Origin of the sequence: Rhodococcus sp. BE178 (assembly GCF_050433545.1) — a bacterium.
In the GTDB taxonomy this organism is placed as follows: Bacteria; Actinomycetota; Actinomycetes; order Mycobacteriales; family Mycobacteriaceae; genus Prescottella.
In genome coordinates this window covers 648,931-668,727 of sequence record NZ_JBNPXA010000001.1, presented here as the reverse complement: position 1 = coordinate 668,727, position 19,797 = coordinate 648,931, and the positions used below count along the sequence as shown (strand labels likewise).

The 19,797-nt window shown below is 64.2% G+C and carries 17 protein-coding genes and 2 pseudogenes; 8 read left to right on the top strand and 11 right to left on the bottom strand.

The window, feature by feature from the left end; genetic code table 11:
* The first annotated feature begins 181 nt into the window (after window positions 1-181).
* On the top strand, window positions 182-1,525 hold the full coding sequence (locus J2X34_RS03090; protein ID WP_429516092.1) for an MFS transporter: 1,344 nt from the start codon (window positions 182-184) through the stop codon (window positions 1,523-1,525).
* Between the two features lie 62 nt (window positions 1,526-1,587).
* Here the strand turns inward: J2X34_RS03090 and J2X34_RS03085 are convergent, their stop codons facing one another.
* Together J2X34_RS03085 and J2X34_RS03080 are read right to left on the bottom strand one after the other, a co-directional pair.
* A complete protein-coding gene (locus J2X34_RS03085) occupies window positions 1,588-2,025 on the bottom strand; it encodes a LysR substrate-binding domain-containing protein (RefSeq protein WP_429516091.1) in 438 nt (145 codons plus the stop codon).
* 424 nt (window positions 2,026-2,449) lie between these two features.
* Window positions 2,450-2,542, bottom strand: a pseudogene (locus J2X34_RS03080) (metal-dependent transcriptional regulator); the annotation flags it as partial.
* Between the two features lie 60 nt (window positions 2,543-2,602).
* Here J2X34_RS03080 and J2X34_RS03075 point away from each other — a divergent pair.
* Window positions 2,603-2,809 (top strand): annotated as a pseudogene (locus J2X34_RS03075) (hypothetical protein); the annotation flags it as partial.
* A gap of 1,195 nt (window positions 2,810-4,004) precedes the next feature.
* On the opposite strand, the gene J2X34_RS03070 reads toward J2X34_RS03075, so the two are convergent.
* Window positions 4,005-4,631 (bottom strand): TetR/AcrR family transcriptional regulator, encoded by a 627-nt coding sequence (locus tag J2X34_RS03070; RefSeq protein ID WP_429516090.1) that lies wholly within the window; start codon window positions 4,629-4,631, stop codon window positions 4,005-4,007.
* A gap of 174 nt (window positions 4,632-4,805) precedes the next feature.
* On the opposite strand from J2X34_RS03070, the gene J2X34_RS03065 reads away from it, so the two are divergent.
* Both J2X34_RS03065 and J2X34_RS03060 read left to right on the top strand, forming a co-directional pair.
* Window positions 4,806-5,666, top strand: coding sequence for a haloalkane dehalogenase (locus J2X34_RS03065; protein WP_429516089.1), 861 nt, complete (start codon window positions 4,806-4,808; stop codon window positions 5,664-5,666).
* 348 nt (window positions 5,667-6,014) lie between these two features.
* Window positions 6,015-6,734 (top strand): DUF6226 family protein, encoded by a 720-nt coding sequence (locus J2X34_RS03060; RefSeq protein ID WP_429516088.1) that lies wholly within the window; start codon window positions 6,015-6,017, stop codon window positions 6,732-6,734.
* Window positions 6,735-7,143: 409 nt separating this feature from the next.
* Here J2X34_RS03060 and J2X34_RS03055 read toward each other — a convergent pair whose 3' ends face one another.
* The 6 genes from J2X34_RS03055 to J2X34_RS03030 all read right to left on the bottom strand — a co-directional run bounded on the left by J2X34_RS03055 (window position 7,144) and on the right by J2X34_RS03030 (window position 12,830).
* Window positions 7,144-7,986, bottom strand: a complete 843-nt coding sequence (locus tag J2X34_RS03055) for an alpha/beta fold hydrolase (protein WP_174913181.1) — start codon at window positions 7,984-7,986, stop codon at window positions 7,144-7,146.
* Window positions 7,987-7,990: 4 nt separating this feature from the next.
* On the bottom strand, window positions 7,991-8,233 hold the full coding sequence (locus tag J2X34_RS03050) for a hypothetical protein (RefSeq protein WP_429516087.1): 243 nt from the start codon (window positions 8,231-8,233) through the stop codon (window positions 7,991-7,993).
* Window positions 8,234-8,690: 457 nt separating this feature from the next.
* On the bottom strand, window positions 8,691-9,317 hold the full coding sequence (locus J2X34_RS03045; RefSeq protein WP_429516086.1) for a TetR/AcrR family transcriptional regulator: 627 nt from the start codon (window positions 9,315-9,317) through the stop codon (window positions 8,691-8,693).
* Window positions 9,318-9,370: 53 nt separating this feature from the next.
* Complete coding sequence (locus J2X34_RS03040) at window positions 9,371-10,450, bottom strand: GDSL-type esterase/lipase family protein (protein ID WP_429516085.1); 1,080 nt, start codon at window positions 10,448-10,450, stop codon at window positions 9,371-9,373.
* 73 nt (window positions 10,451-10,523) lie between these two features.
* On the bottom strand, window positions 10,524-11,765 hold the full coding sequence (locus tag J2X34_RS03035) for an MFS transporter (RefSeq protein WP_429516084.1): 1,242 nt from the start codon (window positions 11,763-11,765) through the stop codon (window positions 10,524-10,526).
* A gap of 39 nt (window positions 11,766-11,804) precedes the next feature.
* Window positions 11,805-12,830 (bottom strand): ketoacyl-ACP synthase III family protein, encoded by a 1,026-nt coding sequence (locus tag J2X34_RS03030; protein WP_429516083.1) that lies wholly within the window; start codon window positions 12,828-12,830, stop codon window positions 11,805-11,807.
* Between the two features lie 370 nt (window positions 12,831-13,200).
* On the opposite strand from J2X34_RS03030, the gene J2X34_RS03025 reads away from it, so the two are divergent.
* The 4 genes from J2X34_RS03025 to J2X34_RS03010 all read left to right on the top strand — a co-directional run bounded on the left by J2X34_RS03025 (window position 13,201) and on the right by J2X34_RS03010 (window position 16,442).
* A complete protein-coding gene (locus tag J2X34_RS03025) occupies window positions 13,201-13,749 on the top strand; it encodes a hypothetical protein (protein WP_429516082.1) in 549 nt (182 codons plus the stop codon).
* Between the two features lie 610 nt (window positions 13,750-14,359).
* A complete protein-coding gene (locus J2X34_RS03020) occupies window positions 14,360-15,022 on the top strand; it encodes a recombinase family protein (RefSeq protein WP_429516081.1) in 663 nt (220 codons plus the stop codon).
* A 1-nt stretch (window position 15,023) separates the two neighbouring features.
* Window positions 15,024-15,707, top strand: a complete 684-nt coding sequence (locus J2X34_RS03015; RefSeq protein ID WP_429516080.1) for a hypothetical protein — start codon at window positions 15,024-15,026, stop codon at window positions 15,705-15,707.
* Entirely contained in the window at window positions 15,708-16,442 is a 735-nt protein-coding gene (locus tag J2X34_RS03010; protein WP_429516079.1) for a tyrosine-type recombinase/integrase, read from the top strand. It abuts the gene before it with no gap.
* Here J2X34_RS03010 and J2X34_RS03005 read toward each other — a convergent pair.
* The gene (locus J2X34_RS03005) at window positions 16,439-17,740 is read right to left on the bottom strand and encodes a hypothetical protein (protein ID WP_429516078.1); all 1,302 of its coding nucleotides are present in this window, start codon (window positions 17,738-17,740) and stop codon (window positions 16,439-16,441) included. The two genes, J2X34_RS03010 and J2X34_RS03005, sit on opposite strands and share 4 nt — an antisense overlap.
* A gap of 532 nt (window positions 17,741-18,272) precedes the next feature.
* Complete coding sequence (locus tag J2X34_RS03000) at window positions 18,273-19,763, bottom strand: DUF6301 family protein (RefSeq protein WP_429516077.1); 1,491 nt, start codon at window positions 19,761-19,763, stop codon at window positions 18,273-18,275.
* Between the last annotated feature and the right edge of the window lie 34 nt (window positions 19,764-19,797).

Sequence of the window (19,797 nt, the reverse complement as noted above, 5' to 3'; positions counted from 1 at the left end):
CTCCGATATCGACCGAACATAGCCGAATTGAAATACCCAGTGCCTGATTCGGCATTTGTGAGTCATGTCTCACGCGTGCAGAATCTTCTTCACGAGGCCGATACGGCCACTGGATTCCCTTGGTGAACAACAGATCTCGATGATCCCACCGCCCTCCACCGACACCCGATAGGTATCTGCGATGACCGACAGCACACGCGGTAGAGCCGCCGCCCCCGCCACAGCCGCGCGCAGCCGCGTCGCCATGGCGACCCTGGCCGGCGCCACGCTCGAGTGGTACGACTTCTTCCTCTACGGCACTGCCGCCGCACTCATCTTCAACAAGCAGTTCTTCCCCAGCCTGAGCCCCACCGCCGGAGCCCTCGCCGCGTTCAGCACGTTCGCGGCCGGCTTCGTCGCCCGGCCCATCGGAGGGCTGGTATTCGGTCACTTCGGTGACCGAATCGGGCGCAAGGCGACGCTGGTGGTCTCCCTCCTGATGATGGGTATCGGATCGACACTGATCGGCCTCATTCCGAACTACAACGCCATCGGCGTCTGGGCGCCGATCCTCCTGGTCGCCATGCGCGTGGTTCAGGGCATCGGCCTCGGCGGTGAGGGTGCCGGCGCGACGCTCATGTCAATGGAACACGCCCCCGTCGGGAAGAAGAACCTCTACGCCGGCTTCCCGCAGATGGGCACCCCGGCGGGCCTCGTGCTTGCGAACGGCATCTTCCTCACGACCAGCTCGGTGATGTCGGACAGTGCGTTCACCTCCTGGGGTTGGCGTATCCCGTTCCTGCTCAGCATCGTGCTGGTCGCGATCGGACTGGTCATCCGCCTGCGCATCACCGAGTCCCCGTCCTTCACCGGGATCGTCGAGAACAACAAGGTGTCGCGGTTCCCGCTCCGCGAGGCACTCGACGTCGGATTCCCCCGCCTGATCCTGACAGTGCTCGCGATTCTGGCGAATTCCGCTGTCGCCTATACCTTCATGGTGTTCTCGCTGTCGTACGGCACACGGCACCTCGGCTACGACAAGCAGTTCTTGATTCTCGGGGTGACGGCGGCTGCGGTGTTGTGGTTCGCGTCGATCCCCGTGTGGACCAGGGTCGCCGACCAGCACGGCCGACGCACGATGTTCATCGCCGGCTCCGCCGCCATCTTGGTGTGGTGCGCGGTGTTCTTCCCGCTGCTCAACACGGAGAACACGATCGTGGCCGTGATCGCCTTCCTCGGAATGGGTCTCATCATTCCGGTGACCCACTGCGTGCAGGGCAGCATGATCGCGGACACGTTCCCCGCGAAGGTGCGCTACTCCGGATCGTCGCTGATCCTGCAGAGCTCGGTCATCCTCGGTGGTGGACTGGCGCCGATGATCGCGACCGCGCTGCTCGACGCCACCGGATCGTCCACCGGTGTCACGTGGTACCTCGCGGTCGTCTGCACGATCAGCCTGCTCGGTGCCATGGCTCTGTTCCGCGTGGTTCCGGACTCGTCACGCGGGCTGCAACACGACGAGGCGCCAGCGGCCGTCCCCGCCTGATCGTTCGTCGCGGCAACCGGAGCCGCCCACCGTCGGGGTGGGCGGCTCCGGTGCGCTCCGCGTCAGGACCGAGCGGGTGTGACCTCGGCGGCGAACTTCTCGAGGAAGTCCACCAGCTCCGACGCCGACGGGCTCAGGGTGCGTCGGGCGGACAGGGTGTTGCGGGCGAAGAGCTCCTCGAGCTCGCGGCGCAGTGCGGTCTCGACGCCGGGCAGGATCCACGGGTACTGGGGGAGATCGTTCAACTGCAGCGTCGACCGGCCCGCGAGCGGGTGTCCCAGTCGCGTCACGAGTTCCATCGATTCGGCGTACAACGTGCGTCGCACGGCCATCTCGTCGTGGGGAATCTGCCGAGCGCCGGCTGGTTGGCAGAACGAATAGCCGAGCCGGAGAGGAAGGAGAGGACGAGCAGAGAGAGAAGAGAGACCGAGACCGCCAGACCGAGAGAGAGACAGACCGACAGACTGATGGATGGAAGGGATGGGAGGAGAGGTGTTCACCAATGGCGGCCGGCCCTGGACGGCAGACTTTTTGGCTAGACCGACCGATTGGTAGTCACACTTAACGAGGGCCCCTGATCACACAAATCTGGATGAGTTCCAGAGTGCAGGCCACTTGTCTTGTCACCACTGAATGCCGCAGTCCCCGAAAATACTTCGCGCAGGCGGCTCGGATCGGATGGCGTAAGGCAATGTCGAGGGCGTTGAACCCGTCCGGTCCGAGCATCTCCGTCACGCCCCGGCCCCAGGGCTGTAGGTGCGGAGGTCACCTTCGGGCGGGCGCCCGACCGGTCGGGTGTCGTTCCGCGCCACCCGGCCGCACACGCGCCACCAATGAGGGCACCCCGTCGCGGAGTTCGGATGTGTGAACACCGGGAGCGACGGGGTGTCGGAACATTCCGCTACCAAAGGCATACGTCATCGGCTTCACAACCCGTCCGGCGTCGCCGGCACCGAAGTCGCTGAGCTGGCGTGCCGGTGGGGTTGGCACCGCGCCGTCCGTCCAGAGGGTGGGGTCTTTGCGACGACCACTATGCGCGCGTGTGACAGGAGGTGGCGACAGATCGTTCGGAATGACCCGCCATTGATAAACACCTCAGTCGAGACGATCCCCGGGCGTCTCGAATATCTGCGTGGCATCGCACTCGGCTTCCGCAACCTCGACCACTACATCGTGCGGTCACTGGTCCATTCCGGTCATCTCGAGCATCGGATCCGGAAGAGCACCCTATGGGTGGTCGGGCGCAAGAGCCCGAGCGAAGGGATGAGTGTTGAAGAAGCGTGATCACGAGAGCGACATGGATGGGGGAGCGAGAAGAGTTCACGAATGGCGGGTCATTCTGCGCTCCATGCGGATTGGATAGGTCGACCGCTCGGTGATCACGCCGGACGAGGGCCTTCAATCACACATATCTGGATCAATTCGAACTGTTGCACGATTGGGTGCCAAGTTCGGCGACCCGATCGTGCAGCAGTCACATTCTGATGCCCGACGAACGGCCGTGAAGAGTGCGGCCCCGCTGGTCTCGGGTCGCCACATCGCCAACAGTGAAAGGATTGGCAAGGTGCACACGATCAGTGGGGTGTCGATGGGGATCAGAAGGTCGCCACTACGTGCACAGTGACGTCAGGGGACGACCACGTCCGTCGAGACCGGAATGCTCGGGTGGTCGGTCCGCATGGTGAGCCGAACACGTCCCGGGCCCGTACCCACATGCACGTATACCGGCCAGGCGCTCGTGTTGCTCGCAGGGATGTATCGACTCACTGTGCCGGTTTGACCGGTATCGAGGTTCTGCCAATCGATGATCGCAGTTGCGTTGCAGGCCAGGACAGTCGACCCCCACTCGCCCAAAGGTGAGAGGCCCTGCGTAACTCGCAGTTCGACGGAATGGACCGCCCCTGGAGCGCTGGAGTACTCCGACAGTGGTCCGTCGAACGCATTCCCGGAGGCGACCAGCATCCCTGGACAGATGCCGTCTCCCAGTGTCCACACCGGGGCCATCCCGACGTCTGTCATAGCGCACGTTCGTGGTCCCACATTCGACCACCCGAGCTGGCAAGGATCAGCGGCGCTGGCCACACCCGGCGCCGCAACGAACATTGCAGCGCCCATGAGCCCGGCAGCCGCGGCTGAAGTAGATCGATGTGAAATGTTCATGCTCCAAGCATCGCACGGTGTGCCGTGTTCAGTACGTATTGTGTGGATCCTGCTGTGCAGGAACCGTTCCGGCTTCTCTCGATAGGCGGAGGCGCGGCGAACTCGCGCGCCGCCGCCCGCTCCAACGACAACCGAAACATGCAGCGGATCGCCGATGCGGTGAACAGCACCAGCATCTGCTCGAGGAGTCCATCCGTGCGGGCTTCGACGACGGTTTGCCCGCTGAGGCAGATTGATTCGCTATGTGCTCGGTCGGTGACCACACTTTTCGGAGGCCCCTGAGCACACGACGCCTGTCGACCCGATGTGGCGTCGGACCTCACGACTTCCCGGTAGAGGTGGCCGAAAGTGGGACGACACCTCGCAGATAGGCAGTGAGGATGGATTCCAGGGGGGTGGTTCCGTGGATGACCGTTCGCGTGAACACCAAGGAGTCCGTGAGCGAGATCAGCTCCTCGATCCGTTCGTCGGAACTGGGAAGACCCGCGCTGGTGAGGAGTGACGAGGTCACCTCTCGGGTAACCGCATGGACTTCGGACTGCGTAGTCAACTTCCCCTGAAGCAGGGGAACGTCATCGAGTTCGAGGATGAGTGCGTAGCGGGCTTTCATGTCGTCGCGGCGGTCCGAGAGTCTCTCGACGAGTGCGCCGATCACGCCTGCAAGCTCGGTGATGTTCAGCTGGTGTTCGCCCTGAGGCGTTGCGGCCAGGGCGTCTGCGGCGTGCTTGGCGTCAGCTATCGCGCGTTCGGCGAGCGTGTCGACTACAAGTTCGAGTAGTGCGAGCCTGGTTCTTGCATGATGGGAGGTCGACCCCTGCGGGATCCCGGCTTCCCGGTCGACGGCTCGGTGTGTGAGCGCCCGAAGTCCGTCGCGGGAAATGATGCGGATGGCGCTGTTTGCGACCAGTTCTCGGCGTTCATCGGCGCCGGTTGCTCGTGTAGACACAACCACATGCTACAGGTGTAGCGTACTGGTCAGAATGTGCTACACCTGTAGCGCAACCTCGCGGTGAGGGTTGCTGCGCAGGGGGTGGGATTCGGTGGCCTGGGTTTGGTCACCGAGCGCGCGCCGGCCCTGTAGAGCGACGTGAAGAGATGGTCCGGACGAGGAGGGCGCTCAATGATGATCGATTTCGTTCCCGACGAGACCCTGTATCCGTTCGAGTCGCGATGGTTCGACTCGTCTGTCGGTCGGGTGCACTACATCGATGAGGGATCCGGACCGCCGATTCTGTTCTGTCACGGCTCACCGACGTGGAGTTTCCTATACCGCCACATCGTGAAGGGCCTGCGTGACCAGTATCGGTGCATCGCCGTGGATCATCTGGGCTTCGGACTGTCCGAAAGGCCGGAGAATTTCGACTACAGGATCGCTGAGCACGCGACGGTCCTGGGCGAACTGATCGACCATCTGCAACTGGACGGCTTCGTCGTGGTGGGGCACGACTGGGGCGGCCCCATCGGGCTGAGCGCGGCAACCGCGCGGGCAGATCGAGTCAGAGGGGTCGTGCTGGGCAACACGGTGTTCTGGCCGATCGATCCACTGGTCAATAGGGCATTCAGCGTGATCATGAGCAGCCGTCCCATGCAACGTCGCATACTCGGGCAGAACCTGCTTGTGGAGCGATTCCTGCTCGGGGAGCTGGGCCGCACGCTCACCGAGGCAGAGGCCGACCACTACCGCATGGTGCAACCCACCGAGGAAGCACGACGGGGGCTCACGTTCATGCCCAAGGAAATTCGCGCCGCACGCCCGCTATTGGACCAACTCGCCCAAGACGTACCCGCCCTGCTGGGACACAAGCCGACGCTGGCAGTGTGGGGGATGCGGGACATGATCTTCCGTCCGAAGGTGTGTATCCCGCGGATGCATGCCGCATTTGCCGATCTCGACGTCGTCGAGCTACCCCGTGCGCGGCACTTCATCCAGGAGCGCGAGCCAGACGAGATCATCTCGGCAATCGCCAATCGGTTCCCGTGAACAGCGCGGAGGGTGCGAATGCGTGCGCCCGGGTGGCTCATGATGGCTGGATGGCGGCTGGCTGAGGAAGAGAACCGTGAGGTGGAGTGGAGTGGATGGATGGAGAGGTGTTCACCTGTAGCTGGTCCTGTTGTGCCGTCGGTTCATTGCGTGAAGTGACGGATCGGTAATCACGCTTGGGAGTGGCCGCTGATCACGCCGAATCTGGACTGGTTCCACGGTTGGCGGCGGTCGGGTAGGCGGGGCCGTCGCGACAGGTTGCAGCTTCGCACCTCTGCCGGTGAAAAGCCGAGCACTCGCAAGCGTCGTCGGATCAGATGCCCCCCCACGGCAGGTAGCGTCGCTGTCGTGGGGACAGATCAAGCGCGGTCGTGGTGGGACGAATACAACGACGATATTCTCCGCGCGCGCGAAACCGGTTGGGGACGGTACGAGCCGCTGCTGTCCCGACAGATGTGCGAGTTACTCGCCGACGTCGACGCGGCATTCGCGACCAGCGGTGCAGCCACTCCTGGATGGCCGCACCCGTACAAGGATGGCCACGCTCCTGACGCGGCAGCGTACGAGAAAGTCACCAACCCGGAGAAGTTCCTGATCGTGGTGGCCAGAGCGCGAGCGTGGACGAAGGTTCTCCTCGACCGCGGCTGGGCGCGAGAAGCATCGCAAATAGATTGGGCGCTCCGCCCCTTTGATGCAGGCGGTGCCGACACCGTCCTCGAGCCCGCAGCCGACGGAGCAGTCCCCCTGGTTCTGACGACGCACACACCGGTGGACAACGACCACATCGTCACCGTCACCGTTGCAGCGGGAGACCCTGCAATGAGGTTGGCATCAATTCCCGATTGTGGATGCGACGCGTGCGATCGCGGGTCCGCTGAACTGCTCAGAGATATGGACCGATGGGTGCTGTCCATCGTCGATGGTTCCCTCGCCGTTCACCTCACAACCAACCGCTACTCGGTGCGCGCATCATTCGCCAATGAAGGTGGCACCGTTCAGAATGTCGCCGAGCCCACATCGTTCACAGCAGCACCGTGGCCCCCGAACTGGGTGTCGCGCCCCGTCTGAAACCAGGTCGAAACTGCCGCTCGCAGGACCAGCGTTTCCATGATCGGTTGTGGCCCCAACGGATGGGTGGGCATCCAACCATCCAAAGGGGGGTCACCCTTTCATGCCCGTTGTGTTTCACCGACGGAGAGAGCGCGACAGTGGATAGGTGTTCACCTATGGCGGTTCGTTCTGGGTTGCATGCGGATTGGATGGGTTGACCAGTCGGTAATCGCACTTTGACGAGGGCTTCTGATCACACAGATCTGGATGGGTGCCACTTGGTGCAGTAGCCGAGTGCCTGGCTCTGGGTTCAGTGTTCGTGGACAAGCTCGGGATGGCCCGTCTTCCACTTTGCTGACTCGCTCGTGCTGTGGGCACCTCAGCGGCGATGTGCTGCGTGGAAGCCGGACACGCACGGCACCTACCTCTATCCGAGCGTGAGCATCGCCTCGGTGACCTCGCCGACCGCCGCATCGGGTATCGCGGTGGCGGCTTCTTCGAGGACGAGCAGCCGTGCCGTGGGGATCTCGCGCGCGATCGCCTGGCCGTTGCCGACGGGGAAGAACCGGTTGCGGCGGCCGTGGACGACGAGCGTGGGGACCTCGATCTCGGGCAGGCGCTCGCGCCAGCGGGGTTTGCAGTCGAGCCTGGAAAACACCAGGCCCATCTGGTTGGCCATCTGGACCGGGGGTGCGGTGCCGGGCGTGCGGTCCCAGATGCGCCCTGCGATTGCTCGCGCGGCGACGGGGTCGTCGCCGAGGATCTCCGCGCCGGCGGCGGCGAACTCCGCGACCGCCTCGCGGTCGGTCCAATCGGGCATCGGGCGCGCGAACAGTCGGCTCATCGTCGCCTGGTCATGGTTGGGGAGGTCATCGTCGGGCGGGCCAGGGGCAACCGGGCGGGTGCCGACCAGGGTGAGCGCCGAGAAGGCGCCTGGATGGTCGAGCACGGCCACCTGGGCGACCATCCCGCCGACGCCGATTCCCGCGAGGTGTGCAGGCCCGCCGGCGAGCGCGTCAGCAAGGGCAGCGGCGTCGGCGGCGAGGCCGCGCAAGGTGTAGGCGGGCGCCTCCGGATCCGTCGTCGTCGACTCCCCGCTATCGCGCAGGTCGTAGCGCACCACACGGCGCCCGCCGGCGACGAGGCGCTCGCACAGCGCGTCTGGCCAGGAGAACATCGTCGTTCCGCCCGCGAGCAGAACCAGTGGCGCGTCGTCGTCACCGAACGACTCGATGCCCAAGGCGATCCCATTGGCGTTGATAGTGGTCATCGGATCACCCGAGAAGTCGTAGGTCAGTTGCGTCACGGTCGATGTCGAGCTGGAGGTCGCGGCCGAGGACGGCGGCGCCCGAGCGGGTGGCCCCCTCGCGCAGGATCCGGCGGTCGTCGGGGTAGTCGGAAAGAGCCCCCGTGTGCAGGGCCTCGCCGCCGGTGCCCAGACCGTAGTCCGGGCTGGGATCGGGCCCGGTGACGAAGCCGTCCAGAGAGACCGAGATGTCGGCAACAATTCGAGTCATGCCAAGGCAGACCCGATCCGCCGCCCAAACTCATCGCTGACGCATGAATGGTATGGCGGATGCAACTCGATAGCACGACGCGTGAGGCGGCACGTCGGATGTACACTGGACGATCGCCCGCGACCACCTAAGAGGCGCACATGCACTGGTGAAAGCACATGGCTTCTTTGGTGTTCGGGGTGGCCCGGTGAACGTTGGTCACGTCCATGCGTCCACGTTGCGCCGCCGCTTGGAGAGATGGCCCCACGGTGGCCGCCGGTGTGAGTAGTGGATGGATGATGGAGCGAGCGAGCGTGAGAGAGAAGAAGATGGATGGACAGCGAGAGGAGTGTCCACCAATGTCGGAGCGTGCTGGGCTACAAACGGATTGGATAGGTTGACCGGTCGGTAATCAGACTTAAGGACGGCTCCAGATCACACAAATCTGGATGAGCTCCAGGTTACTGATACTGGGCGGTTAGCGGTACGTCGGCGCCGTCGTCTGCCCGCGGATGTCGATGTCGAGTGCTCTCGCCGCGAGCGCCGCCGCGGCGACCAGCTCGCCGACGGTCGCGCCGTCCCGGGCACGGGTGGACATGCCCTGGATCGTCGCGGCGAGGAACTCGGCCGCGGCTCGCGGATCCACATCGTTGGGAAGCTCCCCCAGCTCATCACCGGATCGGAGGCGGTCTTGGAGACGCGCGACGTTTGCGTTGCGTTGATCCCGCAGTACGGATGCGACGGCAGAATCCATGACGGTGCTTCCCGCATTGACCACCAGACAACCACCAGGCTCGTCGGGGTCGGCGTAGTGGTGGGCCGCTTCGACGAGCAGTCGTCCTACCAGCCCCGGTACGGTCGTCTCTTCCTCGAACACGCGGTCCATCCAGGCGCCAGGACCGCTTAGGTAGTGCTCGACCACCCGATCGAACAACTGGCGTTTGTCGCCGAACGCCGCATAGAGACTCGGAGGTGAGATACCCATCGTTTTGGTCAGTCCGGCAACCGTGGTTCCCTCGTAGCCCTGCCGCCAGAACATGTTCATCGCGGCGGTCAAAGCGCTGTCGATATCGAACTTACGTCCCTGCCCAGGCACACCGGCCATGCTGATCCCTTCCCGCGGCCTCACCATGGATGATGAAGCCGCGCCACTCGAGGCTAGCCGGGGGTAGTCACAGTCCGACCGCTCACGCCACCGTGGAACGGTCGCGCCGAGTGGACGAGCGTTTCGGGCGTCTGCCCAATCATGTCTGCAAGGAGATCCGCGATCGCGGACGCCCCTGCATCGTTCGCGTGGATTCCGTCGCCGCAGTCGAACTCCGGCGCAAGAACGCCAGGTGTCTCCGGGTGCTCGAGCACCTCGTGAATCGGAGCCACGTCGAAGTCACTTGCGACCAGGACCTGATTGACTGCCGTGCGCGCTTCACGGAGGCCCGGCCTGCTGAACTGCGGGTCCATGCTCGTATCGCACGGAGGCAACGTCGCCACCACGACGTCGGGGCCTGCGCAGGAAATCGCTGCGGCGGTCTCTAGGATCCGTTCGGCGAGGACCACCCCGTCGTTCGCATCGAGTACTGCTCCGGGATGCGTCGCCGCGAGGTCGTTGATTCCGATCTGCACGACCACACGGTCCGGGCGTGCTTCCAGCGCGTCACGGGCGGTTCGGCTCTGCAGGGCCGGCCCGATCTCGTCGGCAGTGAGTCGATTCCCGGCGATACCGAGGTTGAGGATGGCGTAACCGTGACGGTACGCGAGGACACCCGGGAATCCGTGCACGGTGCTCCCGTAACCTGCGGAGACCGAGTCTCCCAGCGCAACCGTGAGCGGCGCGGTGTCCGGGGTGAGAACGTCGATCCCGGCTACGTAGAGTTGCGTGGTGAGTGTCCGAGTGTGTCGCGGCAGCGCGGTGTCGCGCCGCGTTGCCGGCGTGAGTAGCGTCCGGTGTGTCATCGACGGGTTGTAGGTTGCGAGTTCGGTCGAGCCGTGGGCGCGCACACCGATCGCGACGGTGTCGTTCCGGTCGACGTGTGGCGTCACCCGGTCGGACCACGCGAGTTCTCCGGGAGCGAGCGTCACCTTCTCAGCGCCATCGAAATGAACGTGCTGGGGCGGTCTGGTGTCGATCTCCACGCTGAGGGTGACCGGGGCGCGCCCGTATTCGTTGGACAGGGCGATACGGAACTCGGATCCTGCGAATGCGAGTCGGTGGTGCTGAACGGCGACAAGGTTGTCCGACAACGTGATCGATGCGACGTTCGATGTGGATTCGTACGGGCTGACCAGCGGTACCCGGTGGCCCGCGCGCCAGGATTTACGCCCCGACACGGGAGGCACCCGACTCGCGGGTCGGACGCAGCTCGCCTCGAACCGACCACAGCGCGACGAGCAGTCCGAGCGCCGTTGCAGTCGCGCCGATCCAGCCGAGATCTCGCTCGGACAGTCCGTGTGCAAGCGCAGCACCGCCGATCAGAGACCCGAGTGCAATGCCGACGTTGATGCCGGACGTATTCGCGGCGATGGCCGAAGGTGCACCGTCGGCCATCGTCAGTACTCGGGTCTGATAGGCCGGGACCACGGCGAATCCAGCTGCTCCGAGCAGGACGAGTGCCGCCACCACCGCTGGCTTGGACGGCGCAGTGATGCTCAGGGTGAGAAGGGCCACCACGAGAACGGCAAGCAGAATGGTCAACGCGCGGGGCAGGTTCCAGTCGGCGAGTCGGCCGCCGGCGAGGTTTCCGAGGAAGCCGCCGACGCCCAAGACGAGGAGCAGCAGTGCCACGGTTGCGCCGCCGAATCCGGAGACGTCTTCGAGCAGTGGGGTGATGTAGGTGTAGGCCGTGAAGAACCCGGTCTGTCCCAGGGCGCTGAACGCGAGGACGATGAGGACCTGTGGGCGGATGATCGTGCGGAGTTCTCCGAGGACGTCGGGAGGTGTATCGGCGGGGACATCGACCGGGATCGCTGCCGACACCGCGACGATTCCGGCAGCGGCGGTCACGGCAAGGGCAACGAATGTTGCTCGCCACCCGAGGTTTTGGCCGATGATTGTGCCGAGCGGCGCACCGAGGATCATCGCGAGGATCAGGCCTCCGGCGACCCACGAGATCGCTTGTGCGATGCGTTGCGGTGGAACCATCGTAGCCACCGTTGCGATCGAGAACGCCGCGAAGGCACTGAGGGCGAGGGCGGCGATGACGCGGCCGGTGAGGATGAGCACGATGTTCGGCGCTGCGGCGCTGATGAGGTTGCCGATGAGAAAGACGATCATGAGCGCGATCATGGAGCGCTTGCGCGAGTATCGCGCCAGGTACGCGGCAAGGAAGGGGCCCGTGATTGCAACGGTCACGGCATAGACGGTAACGATCCATCCGGACGCGGTAACGGTCGATCCGAGATCGCGTGCGATGTCGGGTAGTAGACCGATCACGGCGTACTCCGCGCTGCCGAGGGCGAACACGCACAGCATCATTGCGAGAACCGGAACGATGGGGATCGATCCCGGGGCTGATGCTGCCGGCGTGTCCGCGGTTGCGGTGGGACTTTCGGTTGTCATGTCGAGCCTCCGTTGAGTAGGCGTAGCGGTGCGGGTCGCTCAGGCAAGGATCTCGACGATTGCTGCGCCCCAGTTGAATCCGATTCCGGACGAGCAGAGGGCGACTCGGGATCCTGGTCCGACAGCTCCGGTGGAGATCAGGTGATGTAGCCCCGCAAGTTGATCGGCGGCTCCGACATGGCCGACCGTGCGACCCCACTCCCAGCACGTACGTTCCTCGCCGATTCCGTACTTGTCCAGGAACTTCCATTCACCGATTCCTCGGCCGGTGTTGGGGAAGACGAATCGATCGATGTCGGTGATCTTGCAGTCCGCATCGTCCGCGGATACAAGGAGGACTTCCTCCATTGCCCCGGTCAGTTGGGCGATCACGTCGTCCACCGAACATGTCTGCAGGTAGTCGTCTTTTCGTCCGCGTAGGTCGAGGGGAACATCGGGCGTGTTCGGGAGCGCACGTGGCGCGTCGCCGGCATACAGCGGCTCGAGACCGGGGTCCCCGATGAGCGCGGTGCTGCGCAGCGCCGCGATACCAGGCGTGCGCCCGAGCACCACGGCGGCGCCTCCGTCGCCGAGGACGAGCCCCTTGTCGCTGCGGTACCGGTCGAAGTGGGGTCGACGGAAGACGTCGGCTGCAGTGACCGCGACCGATCCAGACGTGAGCCGCTCTGTGTAGAGGGCTGCCGTGTTCAGAGCTGCGAGGCCACCGTTGGAAGCCTGCCGAACCTCCATCGTGGTGATACGTCTACCGGCCTCGTGGCGGTCACCGAGAGCCAGCCGTGCGATGTGCGCGGCCGGAGTCCAGTAGTCCTGCCCCTGAAAGTGAATTCCGGTGTGCACGAGCGCACGCACGTCGTGCGCGGCTCCGGGGCTCGTGTTCAGCGCGTCGCGCAGCGCGGTGGCCGCGACCTCGGTAGGGCGAGCGTCCGGAAGTACGGAGATCGATGCCAGATCGTCGTCTCGGGCCTCGTCCGGATCGTAATCGCCTCGCTCCACGGCCGATTCGACCGAATCCGGTTCCCCCAGTACTGTCGCGATTCCTGCGATGAACACGTCGGTGTGTCGCACACCGTCTCCCCTCCGTGATGGCCGAATAGGCCGGAACCTCGTGCGAGGTTCCGGCGAAGAGGCGCCCGCCGTCGCGTTCCCGGACGGGCACCACGATCCAGATCATTCCAATAGTGATCGATACACGAGTATGGGGGCGGGGTCACGAGAGTGCAACCATGCGAACCCGCGGATGTCGAGCAGCGCCTGTGAGTCGCGTCACTCCAGTAGTGATCGCTACACATATGGCCTAGCGTTCACCACGGGGGGAACATCGGGGAAAAATTTCGGATCGCATATCCAATCCTCCTGCAGCATCGGCATTTACATGCTCAAGGGCGTTGAGTGACGGGCGCACACGTAGATTCCACGACAGAGGAGAACGATTGACATGCGTAGCGGCACACGATTCAAGATCGGACTCGCACACGTCGCCGCCGACGACTCCGAATGGACGGTCGAAGCGGTCAAGCAGGTTGCGTACCAAGTCATTGCATCAGCAGACCTCTTCCATCCGGACAACACACAACTCCTGGACGGGTGCGCCGCGGCGCCGCTCAGGCCTGGGGAACGACGTCTCGTTCTGATCGACGCCTCCGTCGATCGGCCGCACGGTGAACGGGTGCGCCGATGGTTTACCAGGCACGGTGTCCGTGGAACTTTCGTTCCGATGCGTGCCAATGAAGCCGTCAAGGACTGGGAATCGGTCGAACAGGTCATCGACGCGATGAATACCTTCGGAATCGACCGCCGACGAGAACCAGTCATCGTGATCAGGGGAGGAGTCCTTCTCGACATCGTGGGCCTGGCAGCCAGCCTCTACCGACGCGGCACCCCGTACATCCGGATTCCCACGACGCTCATCGGTCTCGTCGACGCGGGAGTTGGCGTCAAGACAGGTGTCAACTACGGCAACGGAAAGAACCGACTCGGCTCGTAAGCTGACCGCGATGCGCGACGCCCTGGGCCGCGCCGGACTCAGCGTGAAGACTGCGGCCTCGGTTGAGGTCGGGTCAAGCCCCGCGTACGAGGGCTGCTGACGGAGGTACTCACGGGCGGTAGTCGTGCTGAGAGCCGCGCAGCGGGGGGCGTGGAGAGCGCCCCAGCGCCGGACTGGCTGACCGACGAGCTGGACGAAGCGCAGGCTGTTTGCGCTGACGACGTACTGGACGCCGAGGTGGTAGAGATCGACCAAAAGCCAGAACACACACCCACCCCGGTAGTCCTCGGCAATGGGCTTCTCTCGATGGAGGACGCGTTGGACCAGCTTTGGAGCACGTCGCCGCCGCCCGTGACGCAGGCGCGGCGCAGGGGACGACGTTAGACCCAGCCATCCTTCGCTCCAGCAGCTTTGACGGGCGGGGTGGGGTAGTTTGCCTGCCCTACCCGTAAACCAGCGGTCAAATCCGATTCGAAGGCGCGCGAGTCAGGCGAGCGAATAATCAAGTTAGAAAACGATACTCATGGTTCATGCGCACTTCGTTACGCCATGGTGGGGCGTAAGGCGTTGGCGTTGCATTACGCCCCAACCATCAAGGGAGACAGAGGGAATGACCGGAGTTGAACGGCAACACATGCTCGGCTATGTGCGCGTCAGCACTGACGAGCAGGCCCGCAGCGGGCTGGGGTTGGAGGCTCAGGAGTCAGCCCTCAAGGCTGAGGCTGAGCGGCGCGGCTGGGAGTTGACGATCTTGCGCGATGAGGGCGCGAGCGGGAAGCAGGTGAACCCCGGCCTTCGGAAAGCGTTGGAGCAGTTGGCGTCTGGGCTTGCGGATGGCCTCGTCGTCGCGAAGATGGACCGCATCAGCCGGTCACTCCTGCACGCGGTGGAGATCCTGGACACCGCCAAGGCGCAGGGATGGGCGCTCGTTGTGCTGGACCTCGGAGTGGACCTGACCACTCCCGCAGGCCGTGCCCTGGCCGGAACGATGGCGGTGTTCGCCGAGTTCGAGCGAGAGCTGATCCGCGAGCGCACCCGCGCAGCAGCCGCAGCCGCCAAGGCGCGCGGTACGAAGCTGGGCCGTCCCAGTCAGATTCCCACGCCGGTAGCGCGACGCATCGTGGAGATGCGTGAGACAGGGCTGTCGTACGGGGCTATCGCCCGAGCTCTCACCGACGACCAGGTGCTCAGTCCAGCGGGAAGGCCCACCTGGCAGGCGTCTACCGTGCGCCGGTTCTGCAACTCGGTTGAGCTGGCGAAGGCGGTGGCCTGACATGGCACATGTGCAGAAGCGGACCACCAGCGCCGGACAGACCCGCTACGTGGTGAAGTGGCGCACCCCGGACGGCAAGCAACGGAGTAAGGGCGGCTTCACCACGAAGAAGGCAGCCGACGACTACGCGACCGAGCTGGACTACAACGCCAACCGGGGAACGCGGTTCGATCCGAAGGCGGGTGTGGTGGTATTCCGGGTTGCAGCGGCAGCATGGTTGGAGTCGCGCCACGACCTGAAGCCTCGGACCCGCGCCGAGTACGAGAACCTGTTGCGCCCCAAGACGAGAGGGCCGATCGCTACTCGTGGGCTGAGCATCGACGCGACCTTTGGCGGCTACCCGCTGAACGCGATCACGCGACAGCGGATCAGCGAGTGGGTGCGCGCCCTCACGGCGGCAGGGAAGAAGGCCAGCACGGTCCGTCACGCCTACTTCATTGTGCGGATGGTGCTGGCGCAGGCCGTAGTGGACGGACGGCTGACCGAGAACCCCGCCGACTACGTGAAGCTCCCCAGTCAGCACAGCACCCACGGAGGTGCACCTGGCGTCGTGGACGACCCTGACCAGTTCCTAACGGCGGAGCAAGTGACCGCGCTCGTTGAGGCGGCGCCCTGGCCGTACAACGTGCTGGTTCACGTGGCCGCGTGGACTGGGCTGCGTGCCGCTGAACTGGCTGGGTTGTAGGTGGGAGATGTTGACCTACCCGCGAGGTCACTCAACCCGAACGCCCGACCCAAGCCCGGCACCCTGCGGGTTGAGCGGACCGTCATCACCGTGGACGGCGCGCTCGTCTACGACACCCCGAAGACGCGGGGGAGCCGGCGACGAGTTCCCCTCACTCCCGCCACGGTTGATCTGCTGCGGGACTACCTGGCGCGGCACCCCCGCGCCGACGAGCCCACCGCGCCATTGTTCCCATCGATGCGGCTGGTCGCGCAGAAGCCGACCGGACTACGCGCCACGGACGAGACCGGCCAGCGGGTAGTCCCCAAGGCTGAGGACGCCTTGGCCGCGCTCACCGTGGACGAGGCCGAAGCCCGCCTGACGCGGGACTGGGACGCGATGCTCCGGCACCAGACTTTCTACAAGGCAGTGTTTCGCCCAGCGGTGCTCCGCGCGAACAGGATTGCCGCAGAGCAGGGTCGCGGTGCCTTGGCGGGTCGGCCCGTCGCGCTACCGCCCGGCCTCAAGTTCCATGCACTGCGCCACACCTACGCCTCGCTCTGCGTGGCGGCAGGCATCCCGCCGTTGGAGCTGGCCCGGTTTATGGGGCACGCCAAGATTACGACCACCCTCAGCGTGTATGCCCACCTGTTCGAGGACGACCACGCTGACGCGATGGCCGCGCTCGGGGCGATGGGCCAACCGGCCACACCGCCCCGGCGGACAGGCAACGTGGTGCCGATGCGTGCGGGTTAGTCCGTCGGCTTCTTGTAGCCAGATCGCATGTATTGCACCAGCCACCCGTTCGGCGTGATCTCAATGGTCCTACGTCGGGAATCGTCCTCGTCGATCGCGCTGATGACGAGGTTCGCGTCCTCCAGTGTCTTAATGTACGGGCGCATCGCTTCCCTGCTTGAGAAGCCGAAGTGCTCGAACTCGCTGGGGCTACAACTGCCACCGAAGATGATCAACTCGTCGAATACGCGCCAGGTCCGATCGGTGAGCGAACCTGCATCCGCGGCGTACGCGTCAGCTTGATCTGTCAACCAGACCTCAAGCAATTTCAATCGGTCTTCCGAGCCGCCACCTTCGGAGTTCCTGTCGTACCACTTCGTGAATTCGCCAGCGTGCTTCAGCGCAATTCTCAAGTTGTTGTTGAGTACGCGATACAGGTGCAGGAATCCCTCTGGTTCGACTGGCGGGTTGGGGGTGACCCCTATTTGGTTCCCGTACTCACTGATCCGTCTCCGAATCACTTCCGGGACTGCAGTCCGTTGCAAGGGTTCCAAACGCAACGGATCGGCAATTCTCCCGGTCAGCCGCGGAGACCCGACAGCGCTACGCACAATGCCATTCGCGCCGCAAAGGACCCAGCGGATGCCGGGGATGCTCAGCACGCCGTCACGCATTTCCTCTAGCCGTCGTCGCGCTTCCTTGGAAGTCGACAGCAACTCCATGTTGTCGAGAATGCCAACGAATCCGCCAGCAGCCCTGGAGGGGAACATGTTACGGAGATTGGAGTTCACTAACTCGATCAGTCCGTTATCGGTGAAACCGGGTGATGTACTGGAGGCTGCACCGTAGCTTCCGCCGCCACCGAAGCCGAGAACGCTGCCGGAAGCGCCCTTGGTCTTGTTCGTTGGAGAGTCCAGCCATTGGCGAAGACCGCTCAGGTCGGACATGATGTAGCCCGCCTTTTCGAGGCGGTCCTGATTATCCAAGAGTGTTCGAGCGAGTGCGAGATAGACTCTGCTGGTAAAGCCTTCCGCTTCGGATGTCAGCTGAAAAATCTCGCCAATTGGGATGATCAGCGGCTTCCGTGCCGCTTCTCTCGCGACCATGTCCCGGTATGCCGCAACGGCCACCAAACTAGTCTTGCCAACGCCGTTGGCGCCCTCGACGGTTGCGTGTGTGTCGTAGGACGCCCAGTGGTCCTGCAGTTCCTCGACCTCAGCATCACGGCCAACAAGTAGGCGCGATCCCTCTTCGTTTCCCGGCAGTGGTGGCGTCGCGTACAGATTCTCGCGGAAGCCAAGACGTTCCCACACGCTCATCTATGTCGCTGCTCCTTCGGCCTCCGTAGTGGTGGCCACCGACCGCTCAGGATAGAGGGTCTCAGCCTGCGGCGGGTGTAGACACACCGCGCGCTGGAGGTACCACGGAGGTACGGGCGGCCCGAGAATTACGAAAGCCCCGACCAGAAACCGCCCTCTGGCCGGGGCTTTCATCTGAGGGATGTTCACCAATGGCGGAGCGTGGTGGGCTGCATGCGGATTGGATAGGTCTACCGGTCGGTAATCACGCTTAAGGAGGTCTCCAGATCACGGAAGTCTGGAAGAGTTCCAGACTTTGTAAGTCCGGGTGCGCTCGAGTCCGGTATAGGCCACCTTTCCCGGACTGAATGCAGGACGGTTACCGGGACGCCTGCGCCGGCCGCTGGGCGAGGTCGTCCCGACGCTGTGCCGCGTGGAGGGCGGCGAGGTACGTAGCGGACCTGCCAGCACAGATCACCGCCTGCGCCCAGGAAACCGAGGCGCTGCGGCGTGCCGACATGCGGATCGGACAGATGATGGACCTGCGCTCGGTTCATCCTGTAAATCCCAGCCGGATCGTGTCCAGCTTCTGGGTACCCCGTGGGGCCATCGCCATCATTTCCAGGTCGGTGGGGGACTCTACGCCGAACTTCCGCAATGCCGCTGTGGTCTCCGCGGCGATCCGGCGGCCTGATTGGAATGCGGGTGGGTACGACCGCTCGAACGGCTCAGCTCCCGGCAGATGAATTTCCAGACCCGCACCTTCGTCGGAGAACCAACCTCGAATGAAGATTCCGGGCTCCTCGGCCACCCGAAATCCCCACAAAACCCCGGTCGCATACGGAGCGAGCAGCGCCAGGTCACGCGCCAGCGACGGGAACAATTCAGCGATGTAGTCGTCGAGCATCGACCACGTCACCGCGCGCCGTTCCGGGACCCACCAATCCCGGGTCCCGAAGCGAACTCCGTCGGCACCAGTCGTCACCCGCCAACTCTCCGGCGGGTTCCAGTCGTCACCCCACTTCCACTCCCAGTACTCCAACCCTTCGACGGACTCGGTCGGCGTTGCGGTGAAGGACAGCCCACCACCGGAGTTCGACAGCGTGTAGGTGACGTTCGCTCCGCGCCAGATCGCCTGCGCGTTAGGGCCTCCGACGACAGGCGGTGGACCGAGCAACTCGACGCACGACCGGAGTGCGGCAGCGTAGGCCTCCGGCACGACTCGCCACGACAGCGACTGGCGCAGAGTCAGTCGCCAGTACTCTCCGAAACCCCACCGGTCGGCATCCATGTAGTCCTCAGTCCGACTGGCATGCAACGAGGCCCGCACCGCGTCCCCGTTCAGTTCGGCTACCAGATCTTCTCGGAACAGGCGTCCCTCACTGATGTCGATCGGCCACCCGACCGCCTCGAACAACGGATCCAGATCGGAGCGGGACCACGACCCCAAGTGCGCGTTCGCGATTCGCGGTAGCACGGCGAGGAACGGCGCAAAATCAGTGCGCTGCTCATCCCGTTCCCGCCATGTTTCAACCGACCTGTGCGCTTCAGGGCTGAGCAGGCGGTAGTACGCGCCATCGGTCAGACAGTGCAGTTCGACAACCACCTGCGGCAACACCCAGACGAGACTTCCGGTTTCCCCGTAGATATCCGAATCAGGCTCGCTCCAAGCCTCGATCAGATCCATACGAAGGGCAGCGAACCCCGTCCGCAACGCGTCGCGCTCCGCATCGTCGACCGAGTTGTTGCTGATACCCGCGATATCAATTATCACGACATCGAGTTCGGTGGTCGTCGCCGAGTGCACCTTCGAACCACGCAACTCGATCGGGGCGAGCAGGCTTTGCAACTGCGCGATATCGCTGGCCGACCACGACCATTCGAATCGCTCCACCCCCCGCGCTACTCGCATCGCTTCAGCAACATCAAACACGGGCGATTCGCTCACACGGCGCGACGTTACCATCAGCCACCGATACCCTGACCATGCATAGAAGGACCCCGCGCTCGGCGAATTGCTCGACCAGCAACCGTAATCCCGCACCTCTATGCGATGGTGTGCGGGAGTTCGGAACCTT

Bases quoted from the DNA above. Each gene is read 5' to 3' on its own strand.
- J2X34_RS03050 (WP_429516087.1), bottom strand. From the start codon at position 8,233: ATGACTCGAATTGTTGCCGACATCTCGGTCTCTCTGGACGGCTTCGTC.
- J2X34_RS03035 (WP_429516084.1), bottom strand. From the start codon at position 11,765: ATGACAACCGAAAGTCCCACCGCAACCGCGGACACGCCGGCAGCATCA.
- J2X34_RS03020 (WP_429516081.1), top strand. From the start codon at position 14,360: ATGACCGGAGTTGAACGGCAACACATGCTCGGCTATGTGCGCGTCAGC.
- J2X34_RS03055 (WP_174913181.1), bottom strand. From the start codon at position 7,986: ATGACCACTATCAACGCCAATGGGATCGCCTTGGGCATCGAGTCGTTC.
- J2X34_RS03005 (WP_429516078.1), bottom strand. From the start codon at position 17,740: ATGAGCGTGTGGGAACGTCTTGGCTTCCGCGAGAATCTGTACGCGACG.
- J2X34_RS03045 (WP_429516086.1), bottom strand. From the start codon at position 9,317: ATGGCCGGTGTGCCTGGGCAGGGACGTAAGTTCGATATCGACAGCGCT.
- J2X34_RS03015 (WP_429516080.1), top strand. From the start codon at position 15,024: ATGGCACATGTGCAGAAGCGGACCACCAGCGCCGGACAGACCCGCTAC.
- J2X34_RS03090 (WP_429516092.1), top strand. From the start codon at position 182: ATGACCGACAGCACACGCGGTAGAGCCGCCGCCCCCGCCACAGCCGCG.
- J2X34_RS03065 (WP_429516089.1), top strand. From the start codon at position 4,806: ATGATGATCGATTTCGTTCCCGACGAGACCCTGTATCCGTTCGAGTCG.
- J2X34_RS03025 (WP_429516082.1), top strand. From the start codon at position 13,201: ATGCGTAGCGGCACACGATTCAAGATCGGACTCGCACACGTCGCCGCC.